This window comes from Micromonospora sp. CMU55-4 (assembly GCF_011602315.1).
GTDB lineage: Bacteria > Actinomycetota > Actinomycetes > Mycobacteriales > Micromonosporaceae > Micromonospora > Micromonospora chalcea.
Genome location: NZ_JAAOLH010000002.1, coordinates 585,778 through 607,226 on the forward strand (window position 1 = coordinate 585,778; position 21,449 = coordinate 607,226).

At 71.9% G+C, this 21,449-nt stretch carries 22 protein-coding genes; 16 read left to right on the plus strand and 6 right to left on the minus strand.

From position 1 onward, the window contains the following. Positions 1-25 precede the first annotated feature (25 nt). From HA073_RS31095 to HA073_RS06055, 3 genes are all read left to right on the plus strand, one after another. Positions 26-1,009, plus strand: a complete 984-nt coding sequence (locus HA073_RS31095; RefSeq protein ID WP_166455850.1) for a ketopantoate reductase family protein — start codon at positions 26-28, stop codon at positions 1,007-1,009. A 62-nt stretch (positions 1,010-1,071) separates the two neighbouring features. Continuing rightward, on the plus strand, positions 1,072-1,572 hold the full coding sequence (locus HA073_RS06050; protein WP_043326656.1) for a SigE family RNA polymerase sigma factor: 501 nt from the start codon (positions 1,072-1,074) through the stop codon (positions 1,570-1,572). Then, the gene (locus HA073_RS06055; protein WP_166455851.1) at positions 1,565-2,437 is read left to right on the plus strand and encodes a hypothetical protein; all 873 of its coding nucleotides are present in this window, start codon (positions 1,565-1,567) and stop codon (positions 2,435-2,437) included. Before HA073_RS06050 ends, HA073_RS06055 begins: the two co-directional genes overlap by 8 nt. Before the next feature lie 43 nt (positions 2,438-2,480). Here HA073_RS06055 and HA073_RS06060 read toward each other — a convergent pair whose 3' ends face one another. After that, positions 2,481-4,064 (minus strand): acyl-CoA carboxylase subunit beta, encoded by a 1,584-nt coding sequence (locus HA073_RS06060; protein ID WP_013284052.1) that lies wholly within the window; start codon positions 4,062-4,064, stop codon positions 2,481-2,483. A 72-nt stretch (positions 4,065-4,136) separates the two neighbouring features. Between HA073_RS06060 and HA073_RS06065 the strand changes: the two genes are divergently transcribed. Further along, positions 4,137-5,009 carry a biotin--[acetyl-CoA-carboxylase] ligase gene (locus tag HA073_RS06065; protein WP_166455852.1) on the plus strand — a complete coding sequence of 291 codons (873 nt, stop codon included), beginning with the start codon at positions 4,137-4,139 and terminating at the stop codon, positions 5,007-5,009. Positions 5,010-5,151: 142 nt separating this feature from the next. After that, positions 5,152-5,721 (plus strand): PH domain-containing protein, encoded by a 570-nt coding sequence (locus HA073_RS06070; RefSeq protein ID WP_043326648.1) that lies wholly within the window; start codon positions 5,152-5,154, stop codon positions 5,719-5,721. Between the two features lie 63 nt (positions 5,722-5,784). On the opposite strand, the gene HA073_RS06075 is transcribed toward HA073_RS06070, so the two are convergent. Both HA073_RS06075 and HA073_RS06080 read right to left on the minus strand, forming a co-directional pair. Beyond that, positions 5,785-6,477: a GtrA family protein gene (locus HA073_RS06075; protein WP_043326646.1), complete on the minus strand. Its 693-nt coding sequence runs from the start codon at positions 6,475-6,477 to the stop codon at positions 5,785-5,787. Between the two features lie 62 nt (positions 6,478-6,539). After that, positions 6,540-7,076 carry a GtrA family protein gene (locus HA073_RS06080; RefSeq protein ID WP_043330644.1) on the minus strand — a complete coding sequence of 179 codons (537 nt, stop codon included), beginning with the start codon at positions 7,074-7,076 and terminating at the stop codon, positions 6,540-6,542. A 491-nt stretch (positions 7,077-7,567) separates the two neighbouring features. Here HA073_RS06080 and HA073_RS06090 point away from each other — a divergent pair, with 491 nt between their 5' ends. Genes HA073_RS06090 through HA073_RS06105 form a run of 4 tightly spaced genes read left to right on the plus strand, consistent with a single transcriptional unit; the run spans position 7,568 to position 12,294 of the window. Further along, positions 7,568-9,409 (plus strand): phosphoenolpyruvate carboxykinase (GTP), encoded by a 1,842-nt coding sequence (locus HA073_RS06090; RefSeq protein ID WP_113972039.1) that lies wholly within the window; start codon positions 7,568-7,570, stop codon positions 9,407-9,409. 40 nt (positions 9,410-9,449) lie between these two features. Then, a complete protein-coding gene (locus HA073_RS06095) occupies positions 9,450-10,295 on the plus strand; it encodes a hypothetical protein (RefSeq protein WP_166455853.1) in 846 nt (281 codons plus the stop codon). Between the two features lie 33 nt (positions 10,296-10,328). Continuing rightward, positions 10,329-11,492 (plus strand): geranylgeranyl reductase family protein, encoded by a 1,164-nt coding sequence (locus HA073_RS06100; protein WP_281605149.1) that lies wholly within the window; start codon positions 10,329-10,331, stop codon positions 11,490-11,492. Between the two features lie 31 nt (positions 11,493-11,523). Then, positions 11,524-12,294, plus strand: coding sequence for an isoprenyl transferase (locus HA073_RS06105; protein WP_043326637.1), 771 nt, complete (start codon positions 11,524-11,526; stop codon positions 12,292-12,294). A gap of 102 nt (positions 12,295-12,396) precedes the next feature. Here the strand turns inward: HA073_RS06105 and otsB are convergent, their stop codons facing one another. From otsB to HA073_RS06120, 3 genes are all read right to left on the minus strand, one after another. Further along, complete coding sequence (otsB, locus tag HA073_RS06110) at positions 12,397-13,221, minus strand: trehalose-phosphatase (protein ID WP_043326635.1); 825 nt, start codon at positions 13,219-13,221, stop codon at positions 12,397-12,399. A 69-nt stretch (positions 13,222-13,290) separates the two neighbouring features. Beyond that, positions 13,291-13,644 (minus strand): hypothetical protein, encoded by a 354-nt coding sequence (locus HA073_RS06115; RefSeq protein ID WP_013284062.1) that lies wholly within the window; start codon positions 13,642-13,644, stop codon positions 13,291-13,293. A 163-nt stretch (positions 13,645-13,807) separates the two neighbouring features. Then, a complete protein-coding gene (locus tag HA073_RS06120) occupies positions 13,808-14,248 on the minus strand; it encodes a helix-turn-helix transcriptional regulator (RefSeq protein ID WP_030501268.1) in 441 nt (146 codons plus the stop codon). Positions 14,249-14,512: 264 nt separating this feature from the next. On the opposite strand from HA073_RS06120, the gene HA073_RS06125 reads away from it, so the two are divergent. From HA073_RS06125 to HA073_RS06155, 7 genes are all read left to right on the plus strand, one after another. After that, entirely contained in the window at positions 14,513-14,854 is a 342-nt protein-coding gene (locus HA073_RS06125; RefSeq protein WP_064447658.1) for a hypothetical protein, read from the plus strand. After that, positions 14,851-15,276, plus strand: coding sequence for a hypothetical protein (locus HA073_RS06130; protein WP_064447659.1), 426 nt, complete (start codon positions 14,851-14,853; stop codon positions 15,274-15,276). Before HA073_RS06125 ends, HA073_RS06130 begins: the two co-directional genes overlap by 4 nt. Positions 15,277-15,594: 318 nt before the next feature. Next, positions 15,595-17,004 (plus strand): PhoH family protein, encoded by a 1,410-nt coding sequence (locus HA073_RS06135; RefSeq protein WP_043326627.1) that lies wholly within the window; start codon positions 15,595-15,597, stop codon positions 17,002-17,004. A 231-nt stretch (positions 17,005-17,235) separates the two neighbouring features. Beyond that, positions 17,236-17,919 carry a transglycosylase SLT domain-containing protein gene (locus HA073_RS06140; protein ID WP_043326625.1) on the plus strand — a complete coding sequence of 228 codons (684 nt, stop codon included), beginning with the start codon at positions 17,236-17,238 and terminating at the stop codon, positions 17,917-17,919. A gap of 103 nt (positions 17,920-18,022) precedes the next feature. Continuing rightward, positions 18,023-18,682 (plus strand): rhomboid family intramembrane serine protease, encoded by a 660-nt coding sequence (locus tag HA073_RS06145; RefSeq protein ID WP_030501272.1) that lies wholly within the window; start codon positions 18,023-18,025, stop codon positions 18,680-18,682. Between the two features lie 106 nt (positions 18,683-18,788). Further along, entirely contained in the window at positions 18,789-19,757 is a 969-nt protein-coding gene (locus HA073_RS06150) for an NAD(P)/FAD-dependent oxidoreductase (protein WP_043326622.1), read from the plus strand. 58 nt (positions 19,758-19,815) lie between these two features. After that, positions 19,816-21,449 (plus strand): hypothetical protein (locus HA073_RS06155; RefSeq protein ID WP_166455855.1); only part of this gene is annotated, 1,634 nt, incomplete at its 3' end.

Sequence of the window (21,449 nt, forward strand, 5' to 3'; positions counted from 1 at the left end):
GCCACATAGGGGCAGAATCGGACCCGTGCGATATGTGATCATCGGAGCGGGCGCGGTCGGCGGCACCATCGGCGTACTCCTGGCCGACGCCGGCCACGACGTGACGCTCGTGGCCCGCGGCGCGCATCTGGACGCGCTGCGGGAGCGGGGTCTGACGCTGCGCACGCCGGAGCGTGAGGTCATCGGCCGGCTGCCGGCGGTGGCCGGGCCGGACGGCCCGCCCCTGCCGGCCGACACCGTGCTGGTGCTCACCGTGAAGTCGCAGGACACCGTGGCGGCGCTGACGGCGTGGGCGGACGCGCCGGTCGAGGGCGGCGGAACGGCGGGCGAACGGCTGCCGGTCGTGCTGGCCCAGAACGGCGTGGCGAACGAGCCGGCCGCGCTGCGGCGCTTCGCCCGCGTACACCCGGTGTGCGTGTGGCTGCCCGCCACCCACCTGGAACCGGGCCTGGTGGTCGCCAACGGGCATCCGCACCCGGGCATGCTGCACATCGGCCGCTACCCGAGCGGCGCCGACGACACCAGCCGGGCGGTCGCCGCCGACCTGACCTCCGCCGGGTTCGTCGCGCCGGTGCGCGACGACGTGATGCGCTGGAAGTACGGCAAGCTGCTCGCCAACCTCGGCAACGGCCTCCAGGCGCTGCTCGGCCGGGACGTGCCCGAGGCCCTGTCGAAGCGGGTACGCGCCGAGGGCGAGGCGGCGCTCGCCGCCGCCGGCATCGCGCACACCACCGTCGAGGAGGAGGCCGCCGAGCGCGGTGACCTGGTGTCGCACCGGCCCGTCGGCGGCGAGGAGCGCTCCGGCGGTTCCACCTGGCAGAGCCTGGCCCGGGGCGCGGGCTCGGTCGAGACCGACCACCTCAACGGCGAGATCGTGCTGCTCGGGCGCCTGCACGGCGTACCCACCCCGGCCAACGCGGTGGTGCAGACCGCCGTCCGCCGGGCCGTCCGCGACCGGATCCCGGCCGGCGGCTTCCCGCTCGGCGAACTCGAGAAAATGATCGGCTGAGCGGGCAACCGCACCAGGCACGCCAGGCGTGTCCCCTGCGACCGTCACTCGGGAGGTAGCAGGTGCCGGACGTCGACGGATTCGACGAGTTCTACCGGGGCAGCCGACAGCGGCTGCTCGGCTTCGTCTACGTGCTCACCGGCGACCTCGCCGAGGCGCAGGACGCCGTGCAGGAGGCGTACATCCGGGCCTGGCAGCGGTGGTCCACAGTGCGCGGATACGACGACCCGGAGGCATGGGTGCGGGTGGTGGCGAGCCGGATCGCGGTGAGCCGCTGGCGCAGCCTGCGCAGCCGGGCGCGCGCCTATCTGCGCCATGGCGCCGAGGAGAGCATGCCGGCGCCGAGTACCGACACGGTCGAGGTGGTGGCCGCGTTGCGGCGGCTGCCCGAGGAACAACGCGTCGCTCTCGCGCTGTACTACCTGCTCGGCATGCCGGTCGCCGAGGTGGCCCGGGAGACCGAGGCCCCGGTCGGCACCGTCAAGGCCCGGCTGTCCCGGGGCCGAGCCGCCCTGGCCGAACTGCTCGCGGTAGTGGATCTGGAGGAGCCCGCCGATGCGTGACGACGACCTGGCGTTCATCGACGTGATGCAGCGGGACCTGCGCAACGTCCGCTGGGCGGAACCGGCCGAGCTGCGGGCACGTGCCCGGCGCCGCAGCCGCCGCACGGTGGCCGCCGCGGCGGTGGCGGTGCTCGCACTCTCCTCCGGGGCCGCGTTCGTGGCCTCCGGGCGTGCCGCCTCACCAGCGCGGGCCCCGGTCGCCGCCAATCCGTCGGCGACGCCGTGGAGCGCCACGGAGGTGCCCGCCGAGGCGCTGCTGCAACCGTCCGACGTGCGGCCGGCCGGCACCACGCCGTGGAACGACTCCGGCCTCGACGAGGAGATCCAGCTGGACAAGATGCTGGAGGTCTGCCGGCAGGAGCAGGGCCTGCGGACGGAGTGGGTGAAGTCCCGCTACTCGCGGTCGGTGACCCTCCTGCGGAAGCGGCCGGGCGCCGGTGACCAGTCGGCCCCGCAGGCGGTGGTCCTGCAGGATGTGCACCGGCTGGCGCCGCGGGACGGCGAGCGGCTCTTCGACGAGCTGCCCGCGCTGCTCGCGCCCTGCCGCACGTGGCGGTTCACCGGCCCGGTGGAGTTGAAGGGCAAGCGGGTCCAGGCGGAGGTCGTCCACTCCTGGCAGACGGTCGACAGCGGCTTCGCCGGCGACGAGTCGGTGCTCGTGCGGCACGCCGTCGGGCAGGGCCGGCGGCTGGACACCGGGGCGCGGCTCGGTGACGGGACCCCGCCGAAGGAGCAGGTGGTGGTGCGGGTCGGTGACCTCGTCACGGTGCTGAGCACCGGACCGGGCGGCGACGAGGTGACACTGCGGGACCTGGCCCGGGTCGCGGCCGAGCGGCTGTGCCGCGCCACGAACCCGGGCTGCTGACGCCGGTGCCCCCGCCACCGAGGCGGCGGGGGCACCCGACGTACTACAGCGGGATGTTGCCGTGCTTCTTCGGCGGCAGCGTCTCGCGCTTGGTCCGCAGCACCCGCAGCGCCCGCACGATCTGGGTACGCGTCTCGTGCGGCGGGATCACGCCGTCCACGTAGCCGCGCTCGGCGGCGATGTACGGGTTGGCGAGCGTGTCCTCGTACTCGGCGATCTTCTCGGCCCGGACCGCGGCCGGGTCCTCGGCGTTCGCCAGCTCCGAGCGGTAGAGGATGTTCACCGCGCCCTGCGCGCCCATCACCGCGATCTGTGCGGTCGGCCAGGCGAAGTTCAGGTCGGCGCCGAGGTGCTTGGAGCCCATCACGTCGTACGCGCCGCCGTACGCCTTGCGGGTGATGACTGTGACCTTCGGGACGGTGGCCTCGGCGTACGCGTAGATGAGCTTCGCGCCGCGCCGGATGATGCCGTCCCACTCCTGGCCGGTGCCGGGCAGGAAGCCGGGCACGTCCACGAAGGTGAGCACCGGGACGTTGAACGCGTCGCAGGTGCGTACGAACCGGGCCGCCTTCTCCGACGCGGCGATGTCGAGCGTGCCGGCGAACTGCATCGGCTGGTTCGCCACCACGCCCACCGGGCGCCCCTCGACGCGACCGAAACCGACCACCATGTTCTGCGCGTACAGCGGCTGCACCTCGAGGAACTCGCCGTCGTCGAGCACGTGCTCGATGACCCGGTGCATGTCGTACGGCTGGTTGGCCGAGTCCGGGATCAGCGTGTCCAGCTCCCGGTCCTCATCCGTGACGTCGAGGATCGCGGGCGCGTCGAACACCGGCGGCTCGTCCAGGTTGTTCGACGGCAGGTACGACAGCAGCGCCTTGACGTACTCGATCGCGTCCTCCTCGTCGGTGCCGAGGTAGTGCGCGTTGCCGCTGCGGGTGTTGTGGGTACGGGCGCCGCCCAGCTCCTCCATGCCGACGTCCTCGCCGGTGACCGTCTTGATCACGTCGGGGCCGGTGATGAACATGTGCGAGGTCTGGTCGACCATGACGGTGAAGTCGGTGACCGCCGGGGAGTAGACGGCGCCGCCCGCGCACGGGCCCATGATCAGCGAGATCTGCGGGATGACGCCGCTGGCCCGCACGTTGCGGAAGAAGATCTCGCCGTAGAGCCCGAGGGACGTGACGCCCTCCTGGATCCGCGCGCCGCCGGAGTCGTTGATGCCGACGACCGGGCACCCGATCTTCATGGCGAGGTCCATCAGCTTGACGATCTTCTCGCCGAAGACCTCGCCGAGGGAGCCGCCGAAGACGGTGAAGTCCTGCGAGAAGACGCAGACCTGCCGGCCGTCCACGGTGCCGTAGCCGGTCACCACGCCGTCCCCGTACGGGCGGGTTTTCTCCAGCCCGAAGTTGGTCGAGCGGTGCCGGGCGAACTCGTCCAGCTCGACGAACGATCCCTCGTCGAGGAGCATCTCGATCCGCTCGCGGGCGGTCTTCTTGCCCCGCGCGTGCTGCTTCTCGACCGCGCGTGCCGACCCGGCGTGCACCGCCTCGTCGAGCCGTCGCTCCAGGTCCGCCAGCTTGCCGGCGGTCGTGTGGATGTTGAACCCGGTCTCGGTAGTCACCCGTGGAATATAACGATGGTTCAGGTGTCTGAGGCTGTGCAGTACGCCTCATCCGGGCCGTAGGCTGGCGTGATGCCCGGCTCGCCGTACACGGATCTGGACCGACCGCCGCTCTCCGCGGCCCGGCTGCGGCGCGCGCTGGTCGCGCCGAACGGGCCCTGGCGACGCTTGGAGTTGCTGGCCGAGACCGGCTCGACGAACGCCGACGCGGTGGCCGCGGCGCGCGCCGGCGAGCCGGAGGGCCTGGTGGTGGTCGCCGAGCGGCAGACCTCCGGCCGGGGCCGTCGGGGCCGTGTCTGGCAGTCGCCGCCGCGCGCCGGTCTCGCCACGAGCGTGCTGCTGCGGCCCGGCGAGGCGGTCCCCGAGCGCGGCTGGGCGCCGGTGCCGGTCACCGGGTACGGGTGGCTGCCGCTGCTCGCCGGTGTCGCGCTGGTCGAGGCGGTACGCCTGCTGGCCGAGCTGGACGCGCGGCTGAAGTGGCCCAACGACCTGCTGGTGGACGGCGCGAAGTGCGCCGGCGTGCTGGCCGAGGCGGTGCCGGGGGAGAACGACAGGCCGCCCGCGATCGTGGTCGGCGTGGGGCTGAACGTGACGCTGCGCGCCGACGAGCTGCCGGAGAACCCGACCGGGCTGCCCGCCACCTCGCTCCAGCTCGCCGGCGCCACCGCCACCGACCGGGACCCGCTGCTGCGGGCGCTGCTGCGCTCGCTCGCCGACTGGTACGAGCGCTGGCGTGACGCCGGAGGTGATGCGGAGGCCAGTGGGCTGCGCGAGGCGTACCTGGCCGGGTGCGCCACCATCGGTCGCCAGGTGCGGGTGTTGCTGCCCGACGGCAGCGAGGCGCACGGCACCGCGACCGGGGTGGACGCCGACGGGCAGCTCCTGGTGGAGACGAATGCCGAGACGCTGCGGCTGGCCGCGGGAGACGTGCTGCACCTGCGGTGAAAGGAAGGGCCCCCTCTTAACGCCTCCGGTAGAGGAAGGGCCCCCTCTTAACAACCACGGGCAGCCGCCCGCGCGGCCGATGCCGACGGGATGCGCCGACCGGTTACGGTCAGCGCGTCCTGTTCTGCGAGGAGGTTCCCCCGTGGCGTTCCCCGAAGACGTGCTCACCGAGGACGAGCACGTCGTGTTGCACCTGCACCCGCACTGGAAGGCCCTGATCCGGCCGGTCCTGGTGCTCGTGCTCGCCGTCGCGGCAGTCGTCGCCGGCTGGATTCTGCTGCCCGACGGCAGCGGCGGCACCATCGCGCTCTACGCCCTCGCGGTGGTCGCCCTGGCGCTGGTGCTGTGGCTGGCTCTGTGGCCGTTCCTGGTCTGGCGCACCACGCACTACCTGTTCACAAACGAGCGCGTCCTGCTCCAGCAGGGGGTGCTGTCGCGCAACCGGCGGGACCTGCCGTTGACCCGGATCAACGACCACGCCATGAACCAGCGCTTCGTGGAGCGGCTGCTCGGCTGCGGCACGCTGACCATCGAGTCGGCGGGTGAGCGCGGCCAGTCGGTGCTGCACGACGTGCCGGGCGTGGACCGGGTGCAGACGAAGCTGTACGAGCTGGTCGAGGCGCACCACGACAAGCACAGCCTGGGCGACGACGAGATGCGCGAGATCCTCGCCGACATGGCCGAGGGCAAGTCCCTGCGCGACCAGCCCTGACCGCGCCGCCGACCGAAGAGGGCCGGCACCCCCGGAAGCGGAGGTGCCGGCCCTCTTCGTCGGTCAGCGGCGCGCGCGGCGGGGCTGGAGTTCGGCGGCGAATTCGGCGTCCAGGTCGGCGCCGAGCGCGCCCCCGAGCCCGGCGTCAGCAGGTGCCGGACGGCCCCGGGGCGGCGCGTAGTCGGGTCGCCCGGCGCCCGGGGGAGGTTCCTCCTCCTCCAGCTCGCTCACCGACTCGGCCAGCTCGGCCACCGGGTCCATCTCGGCGACGTTGTCCCACTCGTCACGCGGCACCGAGTGCCAGGTCTCCTCGGCGTGCTTGGGCACCGGCTGGAAGACGAACGTGCGGTAGGACCAGAAGCGGAACAGCGTCGCCAGCAGGACACCGATGGTCTTGGCGACGTTCAGCGCCAGCAGTCCGTGTACGCCGAGGCCGTACTTGGCCAGGGCCAGGACGCCGAGTTCGATGACCAGGCCGGCGCCGTTGAAAAGGAAGAACAGGACGTATTCCCGCCGGAGTGCCGATTTCGGCCGATCCCGGTACGTCCAGTGACGATTCATCAGATACGACGTGATCGTGGCGACAATCGTCGCGATCACAGTCGCTTTCAGCTGACCGTCGCGGAAAACCGTGAGTGCCAGGGCATTGAACACCGCGTAATTGATGACGGTGTTGATGCCGCCGACGATGCCGAATTTGAGCGCCTCGTGGATGAACTTCTGCCAGCGCTCGGGCAGCAGACGGACTCCAGGCATGCGGAACACCTTAGGCAGTGGGCTGGGCCGGCTCGGCCCGGCGGGTCGGGATGGGCGGTTCGTCACGCCCCGGACTCTCGGTCGTGGCTCGTTGCCGGAACGGGTGGTGTTCCCGCGTCGACGAAGACGAACCGTCGGTACGACCAGAACCGGAAGAGCGTCCCGAGGCCGGTGCCGACGATGAAGCTGGCGATGTTGTCGGCCAGCGGGGTCTGGAACACCGCCGGCCAGACCGCGCCCAGCCCGTAGTGGCTGACCGCGAGACTTGCCACCGCGATACCGAGACCGACCGCGTTGAAGAAGAAGAACAGCGCGTACTCCCGGGCCGGGTTGGAGCGCTGCCGGTGCCGCCAGGTCCAGAACCGGTTGCCGAGGAAGGCGACGGTCGCCGCGATCACCGTGGAGATGGTCTTCGCGGCGAGCGGCGGCATGTCCCGGCCACTGGACAGGAAGTTGAAGAGGACGAAGTCGACCACGAAGGCGAAGCCGCCGACGGTGGCGAACTTGCTCAACTCGTGGATCAGGTGACCGAAACGGTCGAGTAGTGCTCCGATCGGACCCCGACGGGTCTGCGGAGCCCCCGGTTGGTCCCCGGTCATCGTCGCGGCCACCCGCCGAGAGTACCGGTTGTGGGGTACACGGGCGGACCGCAACGGCGAGTCGGCCACGACGGCTTCGTCGTGGCCCTCGCGGCCGGGCCGCCCGGGCCGGGGATCTGTCGCCCGTTCTCGATGTCCGTGAGCAGAGGGTAACCCGCTGTGTGAATCTGTGGAGCCCATCACGGAATCGTCTTTCACGACATGTTCGTACGCTTCCCCGCGATCAGGCGTCGCGGTCACTCCGGGGACGGAGCGGGCCGTCGAAGGTTCACCGCAGGATTTGCGTGAAACTGCGCGCGAAAGCGGGTATCAGATCGTGAAGCCGCAGCGTGGCCGTACCTTGTGCAGTTCTTCACAACCAGTCCCACTGACTGGCGAGGCAGTCCGGTTTACGCTGAGCCCAATCCCAGGTTTCCACGAGGCGGCGTACTTGCCCGCCAGAACTCGTGCACCCCATAGATCGGTCAGCGTCGACCACAAGGAGAAGTGACATGGTTGCTCCGGCTGCTGTTCGGGGTATCGATCAGGCCCCGACGTCCCACCCCAAGCTGCTGGCCTGGGTACGTGAGGTCGCGGAACTGACCACCCCCGACCGCGTGGTCTGGGTGGACGGGTCTGATGAGGAGTGGCGCCGCCTCACCGACGAGCTCGTCTCAAACGGCACCCTCATCCGGCTGAATCCCGAGAAGAAGCCCAACTCGTTCTACGCGCGTACCGACCCCACGGACGTCGCCCGGGTGGAGGAGCGCACCTTCATCTGCTCCGTCGACGAGGCGGACGCCGGCCCCACCAACAACTGGATGGCGCCGGCCGAGATGAAGCGGACGATGACGGAGCTGTACCGCGGCAGCATGCGCGGGCGCACCATGTACGTCATCCCGTTCTGCATGGGTCCGATCGAGGCCGAGAACCCCATGTTCGGCGTGGAGATCACCGACAGCCCGTACGTGGTCGCCTCCATGCGGATCATGACCCGGATGGGGTCGGCGATCCTGGAGGCGATGGGCGACGACGCCGACTTCGTGCACGCGCTGCACTCGATCGGCGCGCCGCTGGCCCCGGGTCAGCAGGACGTGGCCTGGCCGTGCAACGAGACGAAGTACATCTCGCACTTCCCGGAGACCCGGGAGATCTGGTCCTTCGGCTCCGGCTACGGCGGCAACTCGCTGCTGGGCAAGAAGTGCTACTCGCTGCGTATCGCCAGCGTGATGGGGCGCGACGAGGGCTGGCTGGCCGAGCACATGCTGATCCTCAAGATCACCTCGCCGGAGGGCAAGGTCTACCACATCGCCGGCGCCTTCCCGTCCGCCTGTGGCAAGACCAACCTCGCCATGCTGGAGCCGACCATCCCGGGCTGGAAGGTCGAGACCATCGGCGACGACATCGCCTGGATGCGGTTCGGCCAGGACGGCCGCCTCTACGCGATCAACCCGGAGTACGGCCTGTTCGGTGTCGCCCCCGGCACCGACTGGAAGACCAACGCCAACGCCATGCGGACGCTGGACCGCGGCAACTCCATCTTCACCAACGTGGCGCTGACCGACGACGGCGACATCTGGTGGGAGGGCATGGGTGAGCCGCCGGCGCACCTGATCGACTGGAAGGGCAACGACTGGACGCCGGAGAGCGAGAACCTCTCCTCGCACGCGAACAGCCGCTTCTGCACCCCGATCACCCAGTGCCCGATCCTGGCCGACGACTACTACGACCCGAACGGCGTGCCGATCGACGCGATCCTGTTCGGCGGCCGTCGGCGGGACACCATCCCGCTGGTCACCGAGGCCCGCGACTGGGTGCACGGCGTCTACATGGGCGCCACGCTCTCCTCGGAGACCACCGCCGCCGCCTCCGGCGCGGTCGGCGTGGTGCGTCGTGACCCGATGGCCATGCTGCCGTTCATCGGTTACAACGCCGGCGACTACTTCCGGCACTGGATCGAGATGGGCAAGGGCGCGGACGGCGACGAGGCCAAGCTGCCCAAGATCTACTACGTCAACTGGTTCCGCAAGGACGCCGAGGGCAACTTCCTCTGGCCGGGCTTCGGCGAGAACTCCCGCGTGCTCAAGTGGGTCATCGAGCGGTTGGAGGGCCGGGCCGAGGCGGTGGAGACGCCGATCGGCATGGTCCCGGCGCAGGACGCGCTCGACGTCGAGGGTCTGGACATGACCCCGGAGGACGTCCGGATCGCGCTGAAGGTCGACGCGGACGAGTGGCGCAACGAGCTGCCGCTGGTCACCGAGTGGTTCGAGAAGTTCGGGGACAAGCTCCCCGGCGTGCTCTGGGCCGAGCTGGACGCGCTGCGCGCCCGCCTCGACGCGGAGCCGCAGAAGTAACAGGTGTGCCTGTTGCCCGCGCCGGGCAACATCGGATGCCATGAGGACGGCCGCTGAACCTGTCGAGGTCCGGCGGCCGTCCGCCGTCCGGGCGCTGACCACGCTGCTCGCCGTGACCGCGGCGGCCACCGTCGTGGTCGAGTTGCTCAACTACTGGTACGCCCCGGAGCAGGAGTTCGGTCTGGCCGTACGCACCGGCTGGGCGATGCTCCGATCGCTCGGCTTCCTGCTGCTGATCGGGCAGGTGAACAAGGGCCGGGTGGGCGCCCGGCCGTTCGGGCTGATCCTGGCGGTGACCACGATCTTCGCGGTCGGGCGGCTGATCGTGCCCCGGCAGGGGGTGCCCGCGCTGCCCGGCCTGATCGGGTTCGCCGTGCTCACCGCGCTCTGCGTCGCCGTGGTGGTGCTGCTCTACCGTTCCGAGGCGATCCGCGCGTACCTGGTCCGGCACCGCAAGGGCCTGGTCGTCGAGGGCGGGACGATCGCCTGGCGGGAGATGACGCCGAAGCGTCCGCAGGCGAACGGCTGGCTGCTCACCGCCCGGGTCGCGGCGTTCACCTACAGCCCGCTGATGCTGGTGCCGGCGCTGGTGGCGACCGGCGCCGTGCTGGACGGGCGGCTGGCCGCCGTACCGGCATTGATCTTCTGGTTCGGCGCCGGCATCGCGGTCAGCTACGCCGTCCTGTTCTGCACCGCGTTCCTGCTGCGCGACAAGGCGTGGGCGCGGAAGGGCCTGGTGGCCGTCACCCTCGGCGTCCTCGCGATCGACCTGCCCCTGTGCTGGTGGCTGCTCGGCGCCGACGGCCTGATCCGCGACGGCGCCCCGCTGGTCACGGCGGCAGCCCTCTGCGTCTGGTCGCTGTACCGGGCCACCCGGTCCCGTTGATGCCCGGGGTGGGGGCCGGCGGGGGAGGATGAGGTGGTGTGGGACGTCGTGGTGGTGGGGGCGGGGCCGGCGGGAGCGGCCGCCGCGCTCGGCGCACGACGGGCCGGGGCGGCGCGGGTGCTGCTGCTGGACCGGTCCGACTTCCCCCGCGACAAGGCGTGCGGGGACGGCATCGCCGCGCACGCGCTGGACGTCCTCGACGAGCTGGGCGTGACCGGGGCCGTCGACGGCTACCCGCCCCTGCCCGCGCTGCGCCTGGTAGCACCCGGTGGCGGCACCGTCGCCCGGACGCTGCCCAGACCCGCGTACACGGTGCCCCGCCAGGTGTTCGACGCACGCCTGGTGGCGGCGGCGGTGGCGGCCGGCGCGGAGTTGCGGCGGCACACCGTACGCCGGGTGGAGATCGCTCCCGACCGGGTGGTGCTCGACGGTGAGCTGTCGGCGCGGGCGCTGGTGGGCGCGGACGGCGCCGGTTCGGTGGTCCGGCGCGCGCTCGGGCACCCGGTCAACCCGGACCGGCACCTGGCGCTCGCCATCCGGGGCTACGCGCCGGCCCCGCCCGGGCCGCCCGAACAGCTCATCGTCACCTCGGCGGCGCGCTGGCCCGCGTACGCCTGGGTCTTTCCGATCGGTGACGGTCGCGCGAACGTCGGGTACGGGGAGGTGCTGCGCGGCGAGCCGCTCAGCCGCGCGCACCTGCTGGACCGGATGGCCGCGCTGCTGCCCGGAGTCGACCCGGCCACGGTGACCGGCCTGCGCGCGCACCACCTGCCGCTGTCCACCCACCGGCCGGCGCCCGGGCGGGGCCGGGTGGTGCTGGCCGGGGACGCGCTGTCGCTGATCAACCCGTTCACCGGCGAGGGCATCTTCTACGCGCTGCGCTCGGGGGCGCTGGCCGGCGCGGCGGCGGCCGGCAGTCCGGCCGAGGCCGCCCGGGGGTACGCCGCCGCGCTGCGCGCCCGGCTCGGCACCCACCTGCGGCACAGCTCGGCGGCGGCCTGGCTGGCGCGTCGGCGCTGGGTGGTCGACGCGGTGGTCGGCGCGGCCGGGCGCGACGAGCGGGTCTACCGCACCGTGGTGGAGCTGGGGCTCGGCGACGGGCGGCTGGACGCCCGCACGCTCGCGGCAATCGCCGCTGACGTGCCGCGACCGCGCCGGACCGGCTCGCCGTCGGCTGATACGCCACCGAGACACTGATCTTTCTCACGGGTCGCTACCCTGCAAGGTGATGACTCTGCGGAAACTCCTCTACTCCGTGTACGAGCGCCGGCTGACGGCGAAGCTCGCGGGCAAGCCTGTACCCGCGCATGTCGGCGTGATGTGCGACGGCAACCGCAGATGGGCCCGGGAGATGGGCTTCGTCGACCCGAACGACGGCCACCGGATGGGCGCCGAGCGGATCAAGGAGCTGCTCCGCTGGTGCGACGCGGCCGGTGTCGGGCACGTCACGCTGTGGCTGCTCTCCACCGACAACCTCTCCCGCCCGGCCGCCGAGCTGGACCCACTGCTCCAGATCATCGAGGACCTCACCACGGAGCTGGCCGAGGAGGGCAACCCCTGGCGGCTGCGGATGGTCGGCGCGCTCGACGTGTTGCCGGCGCAGCACGCCGCCGCGCTCAAGGCCGCCGAGGAACGCACCCGGGACCGCGACGGCGGGGCTCAGGTCAACATCGCGGTCGGGTACGGCGGGCGGCGCGAGATCGCCGACGCGGTCCGCTCGCTGCTGGCGGAGCACGCCGCGAACGGCGGCACGCTCGAGGAGCTGGCCACCTCGCTCGACGTCGACCACATCTCCGAGCACCTCTACACCAAGGGGCTGCCGGACCCGGATCTGATCATCCGGACCAGTGGCGAGCAGCGACTCTCCGGTTTCATGCTCTGGCAGAGCGCGCACTCGGAGTTCTACTTCTGCGAGCTGAACTGGCCCGACTTCCGCAAGGTCGACTTCCTGCGTGCCCTGCGCTCCTACGCTACCCGCCAGCGCCGATTCGGCACCTGACCCCCCGCCTCCCCGTCGATCTTGCACTTCCGGCCCCGCGTGCGCGGCTTTCGTCCCCGTTTGTCGGGGCGGCAAGTGCAAGATCGACGCGGAAGAGCGGGGTCAGGTCAGGTGGCGCAGGGCGTCGGTGAGGAACTCGGCCAGGGCGGCGGGGGAGTCCAGGGTCAGGTCGGCGGCGTCGGCCACCTCGTGCCCGGTCTCCGGGTTGGCCACGGCGACGCAGACCCCGAGGAAGCCGGGGTCGGCGGCGGCGCGGGCGCGCAGCGCGGCGAACGCCTTGATGTCGGAGACGTCGTCACCGAAGTACCAGGCGCCGCCGGCGTCCCGGACCGTCTCGCCGATCACCATGCCCTTGTCCCGGTCGACGGGGGGCTTGAGTTCCAGCACCATCCGGCCCGGCTGGGCGCGCAGGCCAAGCCGCTCGGCCTGGGCCCGGCCCCACTCCTGCACCAGCTCACCGAGCTGCGGGGCGGTACGCCAGTGCAGCGCGACGGAGAGCCGCTTGTACTCGACCAGCGCGCCCGGCGGCAGCTCGGCGCGGGCCTGCTCGGCCAGCTCGGACATGGTGGGCACCCACGGCAGAGCGGCCGGCTCGGTGACCGTCTCACCGCCGGAGTGGCTGTGCTCCAGGCCGTACAGCCCGTACAGGTCGATTCCGGCGAGGCCGCCGAGGTGGTCGCGGAGGAAGTCCACCGGCCGGGCGGAGACGATGGCGATCCGCCGCACGTGCGGGGCGAGCGCCTCCAGCGCGGTGAGCACGTTGGGCGCGGGCCGGACGGCCGTGGGGTCGTCGTCGACCGGCGCCAACGTGCCGTCGAAGTCGAAGAAGAGAACGACGTCCCGTGCGCGATCGGCGGTCGCACGCCAGGCGTGCTCCGCGTTCAACGGGGTCTTCGGCTGCTGGTTGCCCAGATTCAACGGCGGCACGCGCGTCAGCGTACCCCGCGCCGGGCGGCGTATTCGTGGCCGAGATGTGACGTGGGAACGTCGTGGGGATCAGCGTTCGGCGGCTCCCCGTCCCCGGCGCCCGAACGGCACCACTGCCGCCTCCTGCCCGTGGCTGAGCAGGTAGCCCTCCACGAAGCCGGTGTTGCGGTCGCCGGTGTGCGCCTCGATCTCGTTCAGCCGCGCCACCAGGAACTCGGTGAGCGCGCTGACCCGGTCGTTGAGACGATCGTGCAGCTCGGCGACGACGGCGAGGATCACCGCGGTGCCGGCCGTGGTGAGCGCGAAGAGGTTGACGACCAGGGGAAGCTGCCCGCCGTCCAGTACGCCGACCACCACGTTGCCGGTCACGCACGATGTCAGCGACACCACCGCGACCACGACTGCCAACCATTTCAGGGTCATGGACAGACCCCTCCTTCTGTCCCGCAGGGCTGGGTTCGGCTGTGTCCCGTCCCCCCGCCGATGACGAGCCCCTAGCAGTACAAACGTGGACGCTAGCGGGTCCGATCCGTCCCCGAGGCGAAACGATCGGGTCTGACCTTCCGTTCTTTCGCCATCTGAGGAACTACCCGGCCTGTTTCCCCCTATTTCGGACACCGCCCGGCAGTGTCGGGCGATATGCGAGGTAACGAATGGTTTCTCGAATGTGGAACTTCTCCGCGTCCGACACGGTCGGGTCGACCAGTCGGCGCAGCAGCGCCTCCACGTCCGGGTCCATCGGAGGTGGGGTGGGCGTGGCCCGTGGGCCGGCGGCGCGGTCCCAGCCGAGCGCGGTGAAGGCGGCGGCCGGATCGAGCCCGAGGCCCTCGCAGAAGGCGACCACCCGCTCGGCCTCCGGGTCGCTGGCCCAGTCGCCGCGGACCCAGCGGTTGATGGTCTGGCGGGAGACGCCTGTGCGCCGGGAGACCTCGGTGCCGCTCCAGGCCCGCAGCGCTCGCGCGTCGTCGAGCGCACGTCGGACGAAGGTGGCGAAGGCGATCTTCCGCGCGTTGGCCGTCTCGGTCACCCCGTGACGGTACGGCCAGTCGGTCCCGTCGGGCGGTCTCGGCACGCTGCTGTCACGCTGACGTGACGGTGATCGCGGTTTTCCGGTAAACGATCCAGTGCTGCTCCTGAGGGGTGTCACCTGGGCAGAATAGATGGACACGAGTACGGCGGCAAAGGTCTGAAAAGCTGATACTGTCACGCTCATGAGACAACTTACGGTGTGTCACGTGCTTGAGACGACGAGTGCTCACATGCGTCACTCCGCGGGTGCCGAGGGGGTCTCGTGACCGAGCTCGCGACCCGTGCCCAGGCCTTCGGGCTGATCGCGGACGGCGTGTCCGCAGGGCTGAGCGCCCCCTGGCGTCTCTATCTCGCCCGCGGGTGCCGGTACCTCTCACTCAGCGTCGGCGACCGGGGGGAGTGGGACGCCTGGCGTACCCACCTCGGCTGCCCCGAGCTGAGCGTGCGGGTCTACGACTCCGGCGGCGAGATCCGCCGGGCGTCGGTGGCCGAGGTGATCCTCGACGGCTGCCGGATCAGCGTCGAGCTGGTCGAGGAGGTCAGCACCGACGACCTGGAACGCCTGCTGGTGGTCGACCCACTCCCCGGGACGGACGAGCGATGACCCCTTTTCTCGCCGTGGTGCTCGTCCTGGTGCTCGGCTCCACCTGCTACGCGGCCGGTCGCCTGCACGGGCAGCTGAGCTACCGCATCGGCTACCGGTTCGGCTACCGGCAGGGCTACTTCGACGGTGACCGGGGCGCCTGGAACCGTCGCCGTCGAGATGCCCAGGCCGCGATCGCCTCGGCGCTGTCCGCCCCCGGCGCGACAGTGGTGACGTCGGCCGGGCGCTCGGCCGTGCCGTTCGCCGGCACCGCCGTACCGGCCGCTGTCGCCGTGCGGTCCGGCTCCGCCCCGGCCGTCCGGGTCACCGCCACCGCCCAGCTCGGCGCGGTGGGGCGGGCGGGCACCACGTACACCGGATCGTCGTTCGGCGCGGCCGGCGCCGGGCCGAGGGCCGGCACGCTGGCGCGGCGGCCGGGCTGAGGCCCGCACCGCGACGCGGTGCCGCCCGTGGGCGACCGGCCGGGATGCGCGCAGGGGGCATGCATCCCGGCCGGTTCCGGTCCGCCCGTCACCCGAACAGGTGTACGTCCGGCGACTGGCACGCGATGATCCACGCGCACCTCTAGCCCCGCGGCCCCGCGGCGATTAGCGTCTAGGCATGGCGCGGGGTTTTCCCGGGCCAGCCGGACAGCCCGGACCTGCGTCCTCGCACACGGGGCCCGCATCCGACCCCGTGTCCTCCGGGCACCGGAAGAGGCGGAACTCGGGTGGCCGGGTGCCCATCCGCGGAGCAGGCCTGTGACCACTCGCCGTACCCCCGCCGGAGCCGAGCAGCAGACCCCGGCCTCGACCGCCCAGACCCGCCGGACCACCCGCAGCCGCCGCAGCGCCGCTGTCGAGGCCGAGGAGCCCCGACCAGCCGGCCCGGCCTTCGTCCTGGACACCTCGGTCCTCCTCTCCGACCCGGCGGCGTTCCACCGCTTCGCCGAGCACGAGGTGGTGCTGCCGCTGGTGGTCATCTCCGAACTGGAGGGCAAGCGGCACCACCCCGAGCTGGGCTGGTTCGCCCGTCAGTCGCTGCGCATGCTCGACGAGCTGCGGGTACGGCACGGCCGGCTGGACCGGCCGGTGCCCGCCAACGAGCAGGGCGGCACGCTGCGGGTGGAGCTGAACCACACCGACGACGGGGTGCTGCCGCCCGGCTTCCGCAACGAGTCGAACGACGCGCGCATCCTGTCCGTGGCGCTGAACCTGGCCGCCGAGGGGCGTGAGGTCACGCTCGTCAGCAAGGACATGCCGCTGCGGGTGAAGGCGGCCTCGGTCGGCCTGCGCGCCGACGAGTACCGCCACGGCCAGGCCAGCGATCCGACCTGGACCGGCATGGCCGACCTGGACCTGTCCGAGGAGGAGATCGGCCGGCTGTACGCGGGCGAGACGCTCGACGTCGACGCCGCGGCGGGCCTGCCCTGCCACACCGGTCTGGTGCTGCACTCGGGGCGCGGCTCGGCGCTGGGCCGGGTGCTGCCGGACAAGACGGTCCGGCTGGTCCGGGGCGACCGGGAGGCGTTCGGCGTGCACGGCCGCTCGGCGGAGCAGCGGGTCGCGCTCGACCTGCTGCTGGACGAGTCGATCGGCATCGTCTCGCTCGGTGGCCGGGCCGGCACCGGCAAGTCCGCGCTGGCGCTCTGCGCCGGCCTGGAGGCGGTGATGGAGCGGCGCCGGCACAAGAAGGTGATCGTGTTCCGTCCGCTGTACGCGGTCGGCGGCCAGGAACTCGGCTACCTGCCCGGGTCGGAGTCGGAGAAGATGTCGCCGTGGGCGCAGGCCGTCTTCGACACGCTCGGCTCGGTGGTGCACGAGAACGTGCTGGAGGAGGTCACCTCGCGCGGGCTGCTGGAGGTGCTGCCGCTGACCCACATCCGCGGCCGGAGCCTGCACGACGCGTTCGTCATCGTCGACGAGGCGCAGTCGCTGGAGCGGGGCGTCCTGCTCACCGTGCTGTCCCGGATCGGTCAGGGGTCGCGGGTGGTGCTCACCCACGACGTGGCGCAGCGGGACAATCTGCGGGTCGGCCGGCACGACGGGGTGACGGCGGTGATCGAGGCGCTGAAGGGGCATCCCCTCTTCGCGCACGTCACGCTCAGCCGATCGGAGCGTTCTCCGATCGCCGCTATGGTCACCGATCTACTGGAGGACATCCCCGGCTGACCGCCGCTTTTGCCCCACTTTATCCTGATTTTCAGGGTGACGCAGGTCACTTTTCGGCCCGGCCATTTCCCACCGGCCTCACTGTGCGCAATGGTGTCCATCGAGCGTCACCGACCACTCGGGAGCCATGTACGCCCCGCAGTCACACCGGTACCGGAGCGCTCGCGGCACCTCGGCGCGGCCCGGTAGGCCACGCGTGCCGCGTCCCTGCCCCCGACGAAGGGAAACTTCGTGAGTCGGCTGTGGAGCCGGTTCGGCGCCCGCACCGCCGCTGTGGCACTGCTCTCCGTGGGCGTGGCCGGCGGCTTCTATCTGGGCGAGGATCGCCAGACCCAGCAGCAGGGCCTGACCGCGCAGGTCGGCCTGGAGGTCGACCAGGCGGAGTACGCGTACCAGCGCGAACGGCTGTCCGACCACCGCGTGGACTCGTCCCGGCAGCGTGCCGCCGAGTACCAGGCGAAGCTGCGTGCCGCCGCGGCGGCGAAGGAGGCCGCCGAGCGGGCCAAGAAGGCCGAGGCGGCCGCCGCCACCCGCAAGAAGGAACGGGAGGCGGCGGAGAGCGAGACGAAGATCAAGCCGTACGACGGCCCGATCCCGTCCTCGTGCGCGGAGTACAGCGGCAACCGGAAGATCGGTTGCGCCGTCATGCTCGACAAGGGCTTCGGCATCGACCAGTTCCCGTGTCTGGACAAGCTCTGGACCAAGGAGAGCGGCTGGAACCCGAAGGCGTCCAACAGCTCCTCCGGGGCCTACGGCATCCCGCAGGCCGTGCCGGGCAGCAAGATGGCCTCGGTCGCGGACGACTGGAAGACGAACCCGGCGACCCAGATCACGTGGGGTCTCGGCTACATCAAGGGCCGGTACGACACCCCGTGCGGCGCCTGGCAGAAGTCGCAGAGTTCAGGCTGGTACTGACGTCGTGACGACGGCGGGACACCCGGGCGGAACCGGGTGTCCCGCCGTCGTCGTACCCGGCCCCGACTGGCGGCCCGCCACTTTTACTGATAGCTCTTGGTAGGTGACCTGGCCTGACAGCCCACGCGGCGGCGACCCTCACCGGTTCGGCACCGATGCGTTCTACGCGGCGCTCGGCCGGGCCTTCGTCGCCATGTGCGCGGTCGTGCCGGTGCTGTTCCTCATCGAGGCGCTCGACGTCGGCCTGCGACTCGGCCTCGACTACACCGCCGGCATCATCCCGCAGCGGATCCAGGGCCTGGACGGTGTCTTCTTCTCGCCGTTCCTGCACGCCGGCTGGAACCACCTCTACAGCAACAGCATCCCGCTGATCCTGCTGGGCACGTTCGTGCTCGCCGCGGGCACCCGCCGGTTCCTCTGGTCCACCGCTGTCATCATCCTGGTCAGTGGCCTGGGCGTCTGGTTCACCGGCTCGCCCAACTCGGTGGTGGTCGGCGCCAGCGGCGTGATCTTCGGCTACCTCGGCATCCTGCTCACCCGCGGCGTCGTCGAGCGGAGCTGGTGGAACTTCGCCGTCGGCCTGCTCGTCGGGTTGCTCTACGGCTGGCAACTGCTGGGCATCCTCCCCACCGACGAGCGCGTCTCCTGGCAGGGCCACCTGTTCGGGCTGCTCGGCGGCGTCGTGGCGGCGATCCTGTTCCGCCGCCGCCGGGACACCGACGACGCGGACCGTCTCGGCTCACCCAGGATGACGCTGCCCTGACGGCACGTTGATCAGACCCCGGGACATGCTTGCCCGCGGCCACCCGCCCGCCTACCGTTTCGGCATCAGCGAGGGTTGATCCCGAAGCGGAAAGTGACGGTGAGCCATGCGCGAGGTCGATGTCGCCGTGATCGGGGCCGGTCCCGCCGGGCTCTTCGCCGCCTACTACGCCGGATTCCGCGGACTCTCCGTGTCGGTGATCGACGCGCTGCCCGAGCCGGGCGGTCAGATCACCGCCATGTACCCGGAGAAGCTGATCCTCGACGTCGCCGGCTTTCCCGCGATCAAGGGCCGCGAGCTGGTCGCGAACCTGGTCGCCCAGGCCGCGCCCTTCCACCCCGACTACCAGCTCGGCGTACGCGCGGAAAAGCTGTCCTACCTCGACGGCCGGCCGGTGCTCGGCCTAGCCGGCGGCGAGCAGCTGAGCTGCGGCGCGGTGCTGGTCACCGGCGGGCTCGGCAGCTTCACGCCCCGGCCGTTGCCGGTCGCGGAGAGCTTCACCGGCGGCGGCATCGTCTACTTCGTGCCGCAGCCGGCCGAGCTGACCGACCGGCACGTGCTCATCGTCGGTGGCGGCGACTCGGCGTTCGACTGGGCCGCCACGCTCGCGCCGCTGGCCCGGTCGGTGACGCTCGTGCACCGGCGGGACCGCTTCCGGGCGCACGCCGCCACCATCGAGCGGGTCCGCGCGCTGCCGGTGCGGATCGTCGTCAACGCCGAGGTGAGCCGCCTGTACGGCGAGGAGACGGTCACCGGCGCCGAGCTGACCGTCCGCGGCGGCGAGGCGGAGACGCTGCCGGTCGACACGGTGGTGGCCGCGCTCGGCTTCACCGCCGACCTCGGCCCGCTCGCCGAGTGGGGGCTGAACATCGACCGGCGGCACATCGTGGTGGACAGCGCGATGGCCACCAACCTGCCCCGGGTGTTCGCCGCCGGCGACATCACCGAATATCCGGGCAAGGTCCGCCTGATCGCCACCGGCTTCGGCGAGGCGGCCACGGCTGTGAACAACGCGGCTGTCGTCATCGACCCGACCGCGCACCTGTTCCCCGGTCACTCCTCCGACGGCACCTGACGCCGCATCCTCACCGTTCCGTGGCCGGAGCGCGACTGTCCGCGCCCACGATGGACGGATGCGCCCCTCCGAGTCGACAGCACCCGACGGTGCCCGGATTTCGCTCGCCTGGCTGGGTCATCCGGGAACCGTGCTCTCGTTGATCGTGCTGGTGCTCAACGACCATGTGTTCAAGGCGGCCTTTCCGGGCCTGGTGACCGGCAAGCTGAGCGACGTCGCCGGGCTGGTGCTCGCGCCGCCGCTGGTGGCGGTGCTGGTGACGCTGGCCGTGCCCGGGCTCCGGCCCCGGGCCGTCGCCGGTTTCGCGCTGGGTTCGGTCGGTGCCGGTTTCGCGCTGGTCAAGAGCAGTGGGTACGCCGCGACGGCCGCCTCCGGCCTGTGGAGCGTGGTGAGCGGGCCGTCGCTGATCCGGGCCGACCGGACCGACCTGCTCACCCTGCCGGCGCTCGCGGTGGCCGCGTGGACGTGGAAGGCGGCACGGCGGGACCCGGTGGGGCACCGGGCCGCCCGGCTGGTCCGGCTGGTCGTGCTGCTGCCGGCGGCGCTCGTCGCGGTGGCGGCCACGAGCCCGATCGAGCGCCCCGACGCGGTCGCCACCAAGGTGGTCGACGGTCGGCTGGCCGCCGGCGCCGCCACCGGCCCGATGTCGGCGGAGGAGGGCATCCCCACCTGGTGGCGGATCAGCGACGACGCCGGCGTCACGTGGCGCGACCCGGTGGACGCCGAGCAGGAGGCCCTGTGGAAGCGCGTGCCGACCAGGATCGGACCGGACCACCCGGTGTGCGTTGCCGCCACGCCCCAGCGTTGCTACCGGGTGGCGTCGGGCCGGATCCGCGTGGAGGAGAGCGACGACGCCGGACGGACCTGGCGACTGTCCTGGGAGATCCCCGAGAAGCAGCGGGAGTTGTTGAAGGCCCGCTACGAGGAGGCCGGGCCGGACGGGAAACGGATCACCGGTCAGGACCTCGCCGTACTCGACGTCCCCGGTGGCGGACACGTGGTGCTGGTGGCGAACGCCCGGGACGGTTTCGCGTTGCGTGACGTCGCCGGCAGGTGGCAGCGGATCGGTTTCCCGGGTGGCCGGTGGGAAGGGGAGCCGCCGCCGCTGGGCATGATCTCGCCGGGGGACCGTTACGACGACACGGTCCGTGCGCTGCTGCTGGTGCCGGCGTTGGTCGTGCTGGTGCTTCTGGTCGCCCGGACACGGGCCGGACGGGCGTCCGGTCACGGCTCGTCGCTGCCTGTCCTCCAGGGCGCGCTCCAGGTCCTGATCGCGATGCTGCTGTTCGCGGTCTGGACGAGCGAGAACACCACGCTGGTCAGACTGGCTCCGCTGGTCGTCGTGCCGCTGTTGCTGGGCGCCGCGGCGCTCACCCTCGTCTCGCGCGATCTGCGGGCGGCGCCCGGCCGGTGGGTCGCCGAGGTGCTGGCCGCCGCGGGCCTCACCGCGGCGCTGGCCGGGGCGGCGATGGTGGGATGGCTGCACGGCCGACCGGTGTACGCCGGGACAGCCGTCGTGCTCGCCGTGCTCGGCACGGTGCCAGGGCTGCTGCTCGGCTGGCGGGCGGCCCCGCCGGTCGGGCCGGGGCGACCCCCGCACGAGCCCCCCCACCCCCCCGCGGGCCCCGGGGGCCCCCCGCGGCCCCGCCGGCCCCGCGGCCGGGGGGGGCGGGGGGGGGCGCCCGATCCGGA

Excerpts from the sequence above, each read along its gene's own strand:
- HA073_RS06055 (WP_166455851.1), top strand. The coding sequence starts at position 1,565 with ATGCGTGACGACGACCTGGCGTTCATCGACGTGATGCAGCGGGACCTG.
- HA073_RS06065 (WP_166455852.1), top strand. The coding sequence starts at position 4,137 with ATGCCCGGCTCGCCGTACACGGATCTGGACCGACCGCCGCTCTCCGCG.
- HA073_RS06075 (WP_043326646.1), bottom strand. The coding sequence starts at position 6,477 with ATGCCTGGAGTCCGTCTGCTGCCCGAGCGCTGGCAGAAGTTCATCCAC.
- HA073_RS06080 (WP_043330644.1), bottom strand. The coding sequence starts at position 7,076 with ATGACCGGGGACCAACCGGGGGCTCCGCAGACCCGTCGGGGTCCGATC.
- HA073_RS06090 (WP_113972039.1), top strand. The coding sequence starts at position 7,568 with ATGGTTGCTCCGGCTGCTGTTCGGGGTATCGATCAGGCCCCGACGTCC.
- HA073_RS06095 (WP_166455853.1), top strand. The coding sequence starts at position 9,450 with ATGAGGACGGCCGCTGAACCTGTCGAGGTCCGGCGGCCGTCCGCCGTC.
- HA073_RS06105 (WP_043326637.1), top strand. The coding sequence starts at position 11,524 with ATGACTCTGCGGAAACTCCTCTACTCCGTGTACGAGCGCCGGCTGACG.
- HA073_RS06115 (WP_013284062.1), bottom strand. The coding sequence starts at position 13,644 with ATGACCCTGAAATGGTTGGCAGTCGTGGTCGCGGTGGTGTCGCTGACA.
- HA073_RS06130 (WP_064447659.1), top strand. The coding sequence starts at position 14,851 with ATGACCCCTTTTCTCGCCGTGGTGCTCGTCCTGGTGCTCGGCTCCACC.
- HA073_RS06150 (WP_043326622.1), top strand. The coding sequence starts at position 18,789 with ATGCGCGAGGTCGATGTCGCCGTGATCGGGGCCGGTCCCGCCGGGCTC.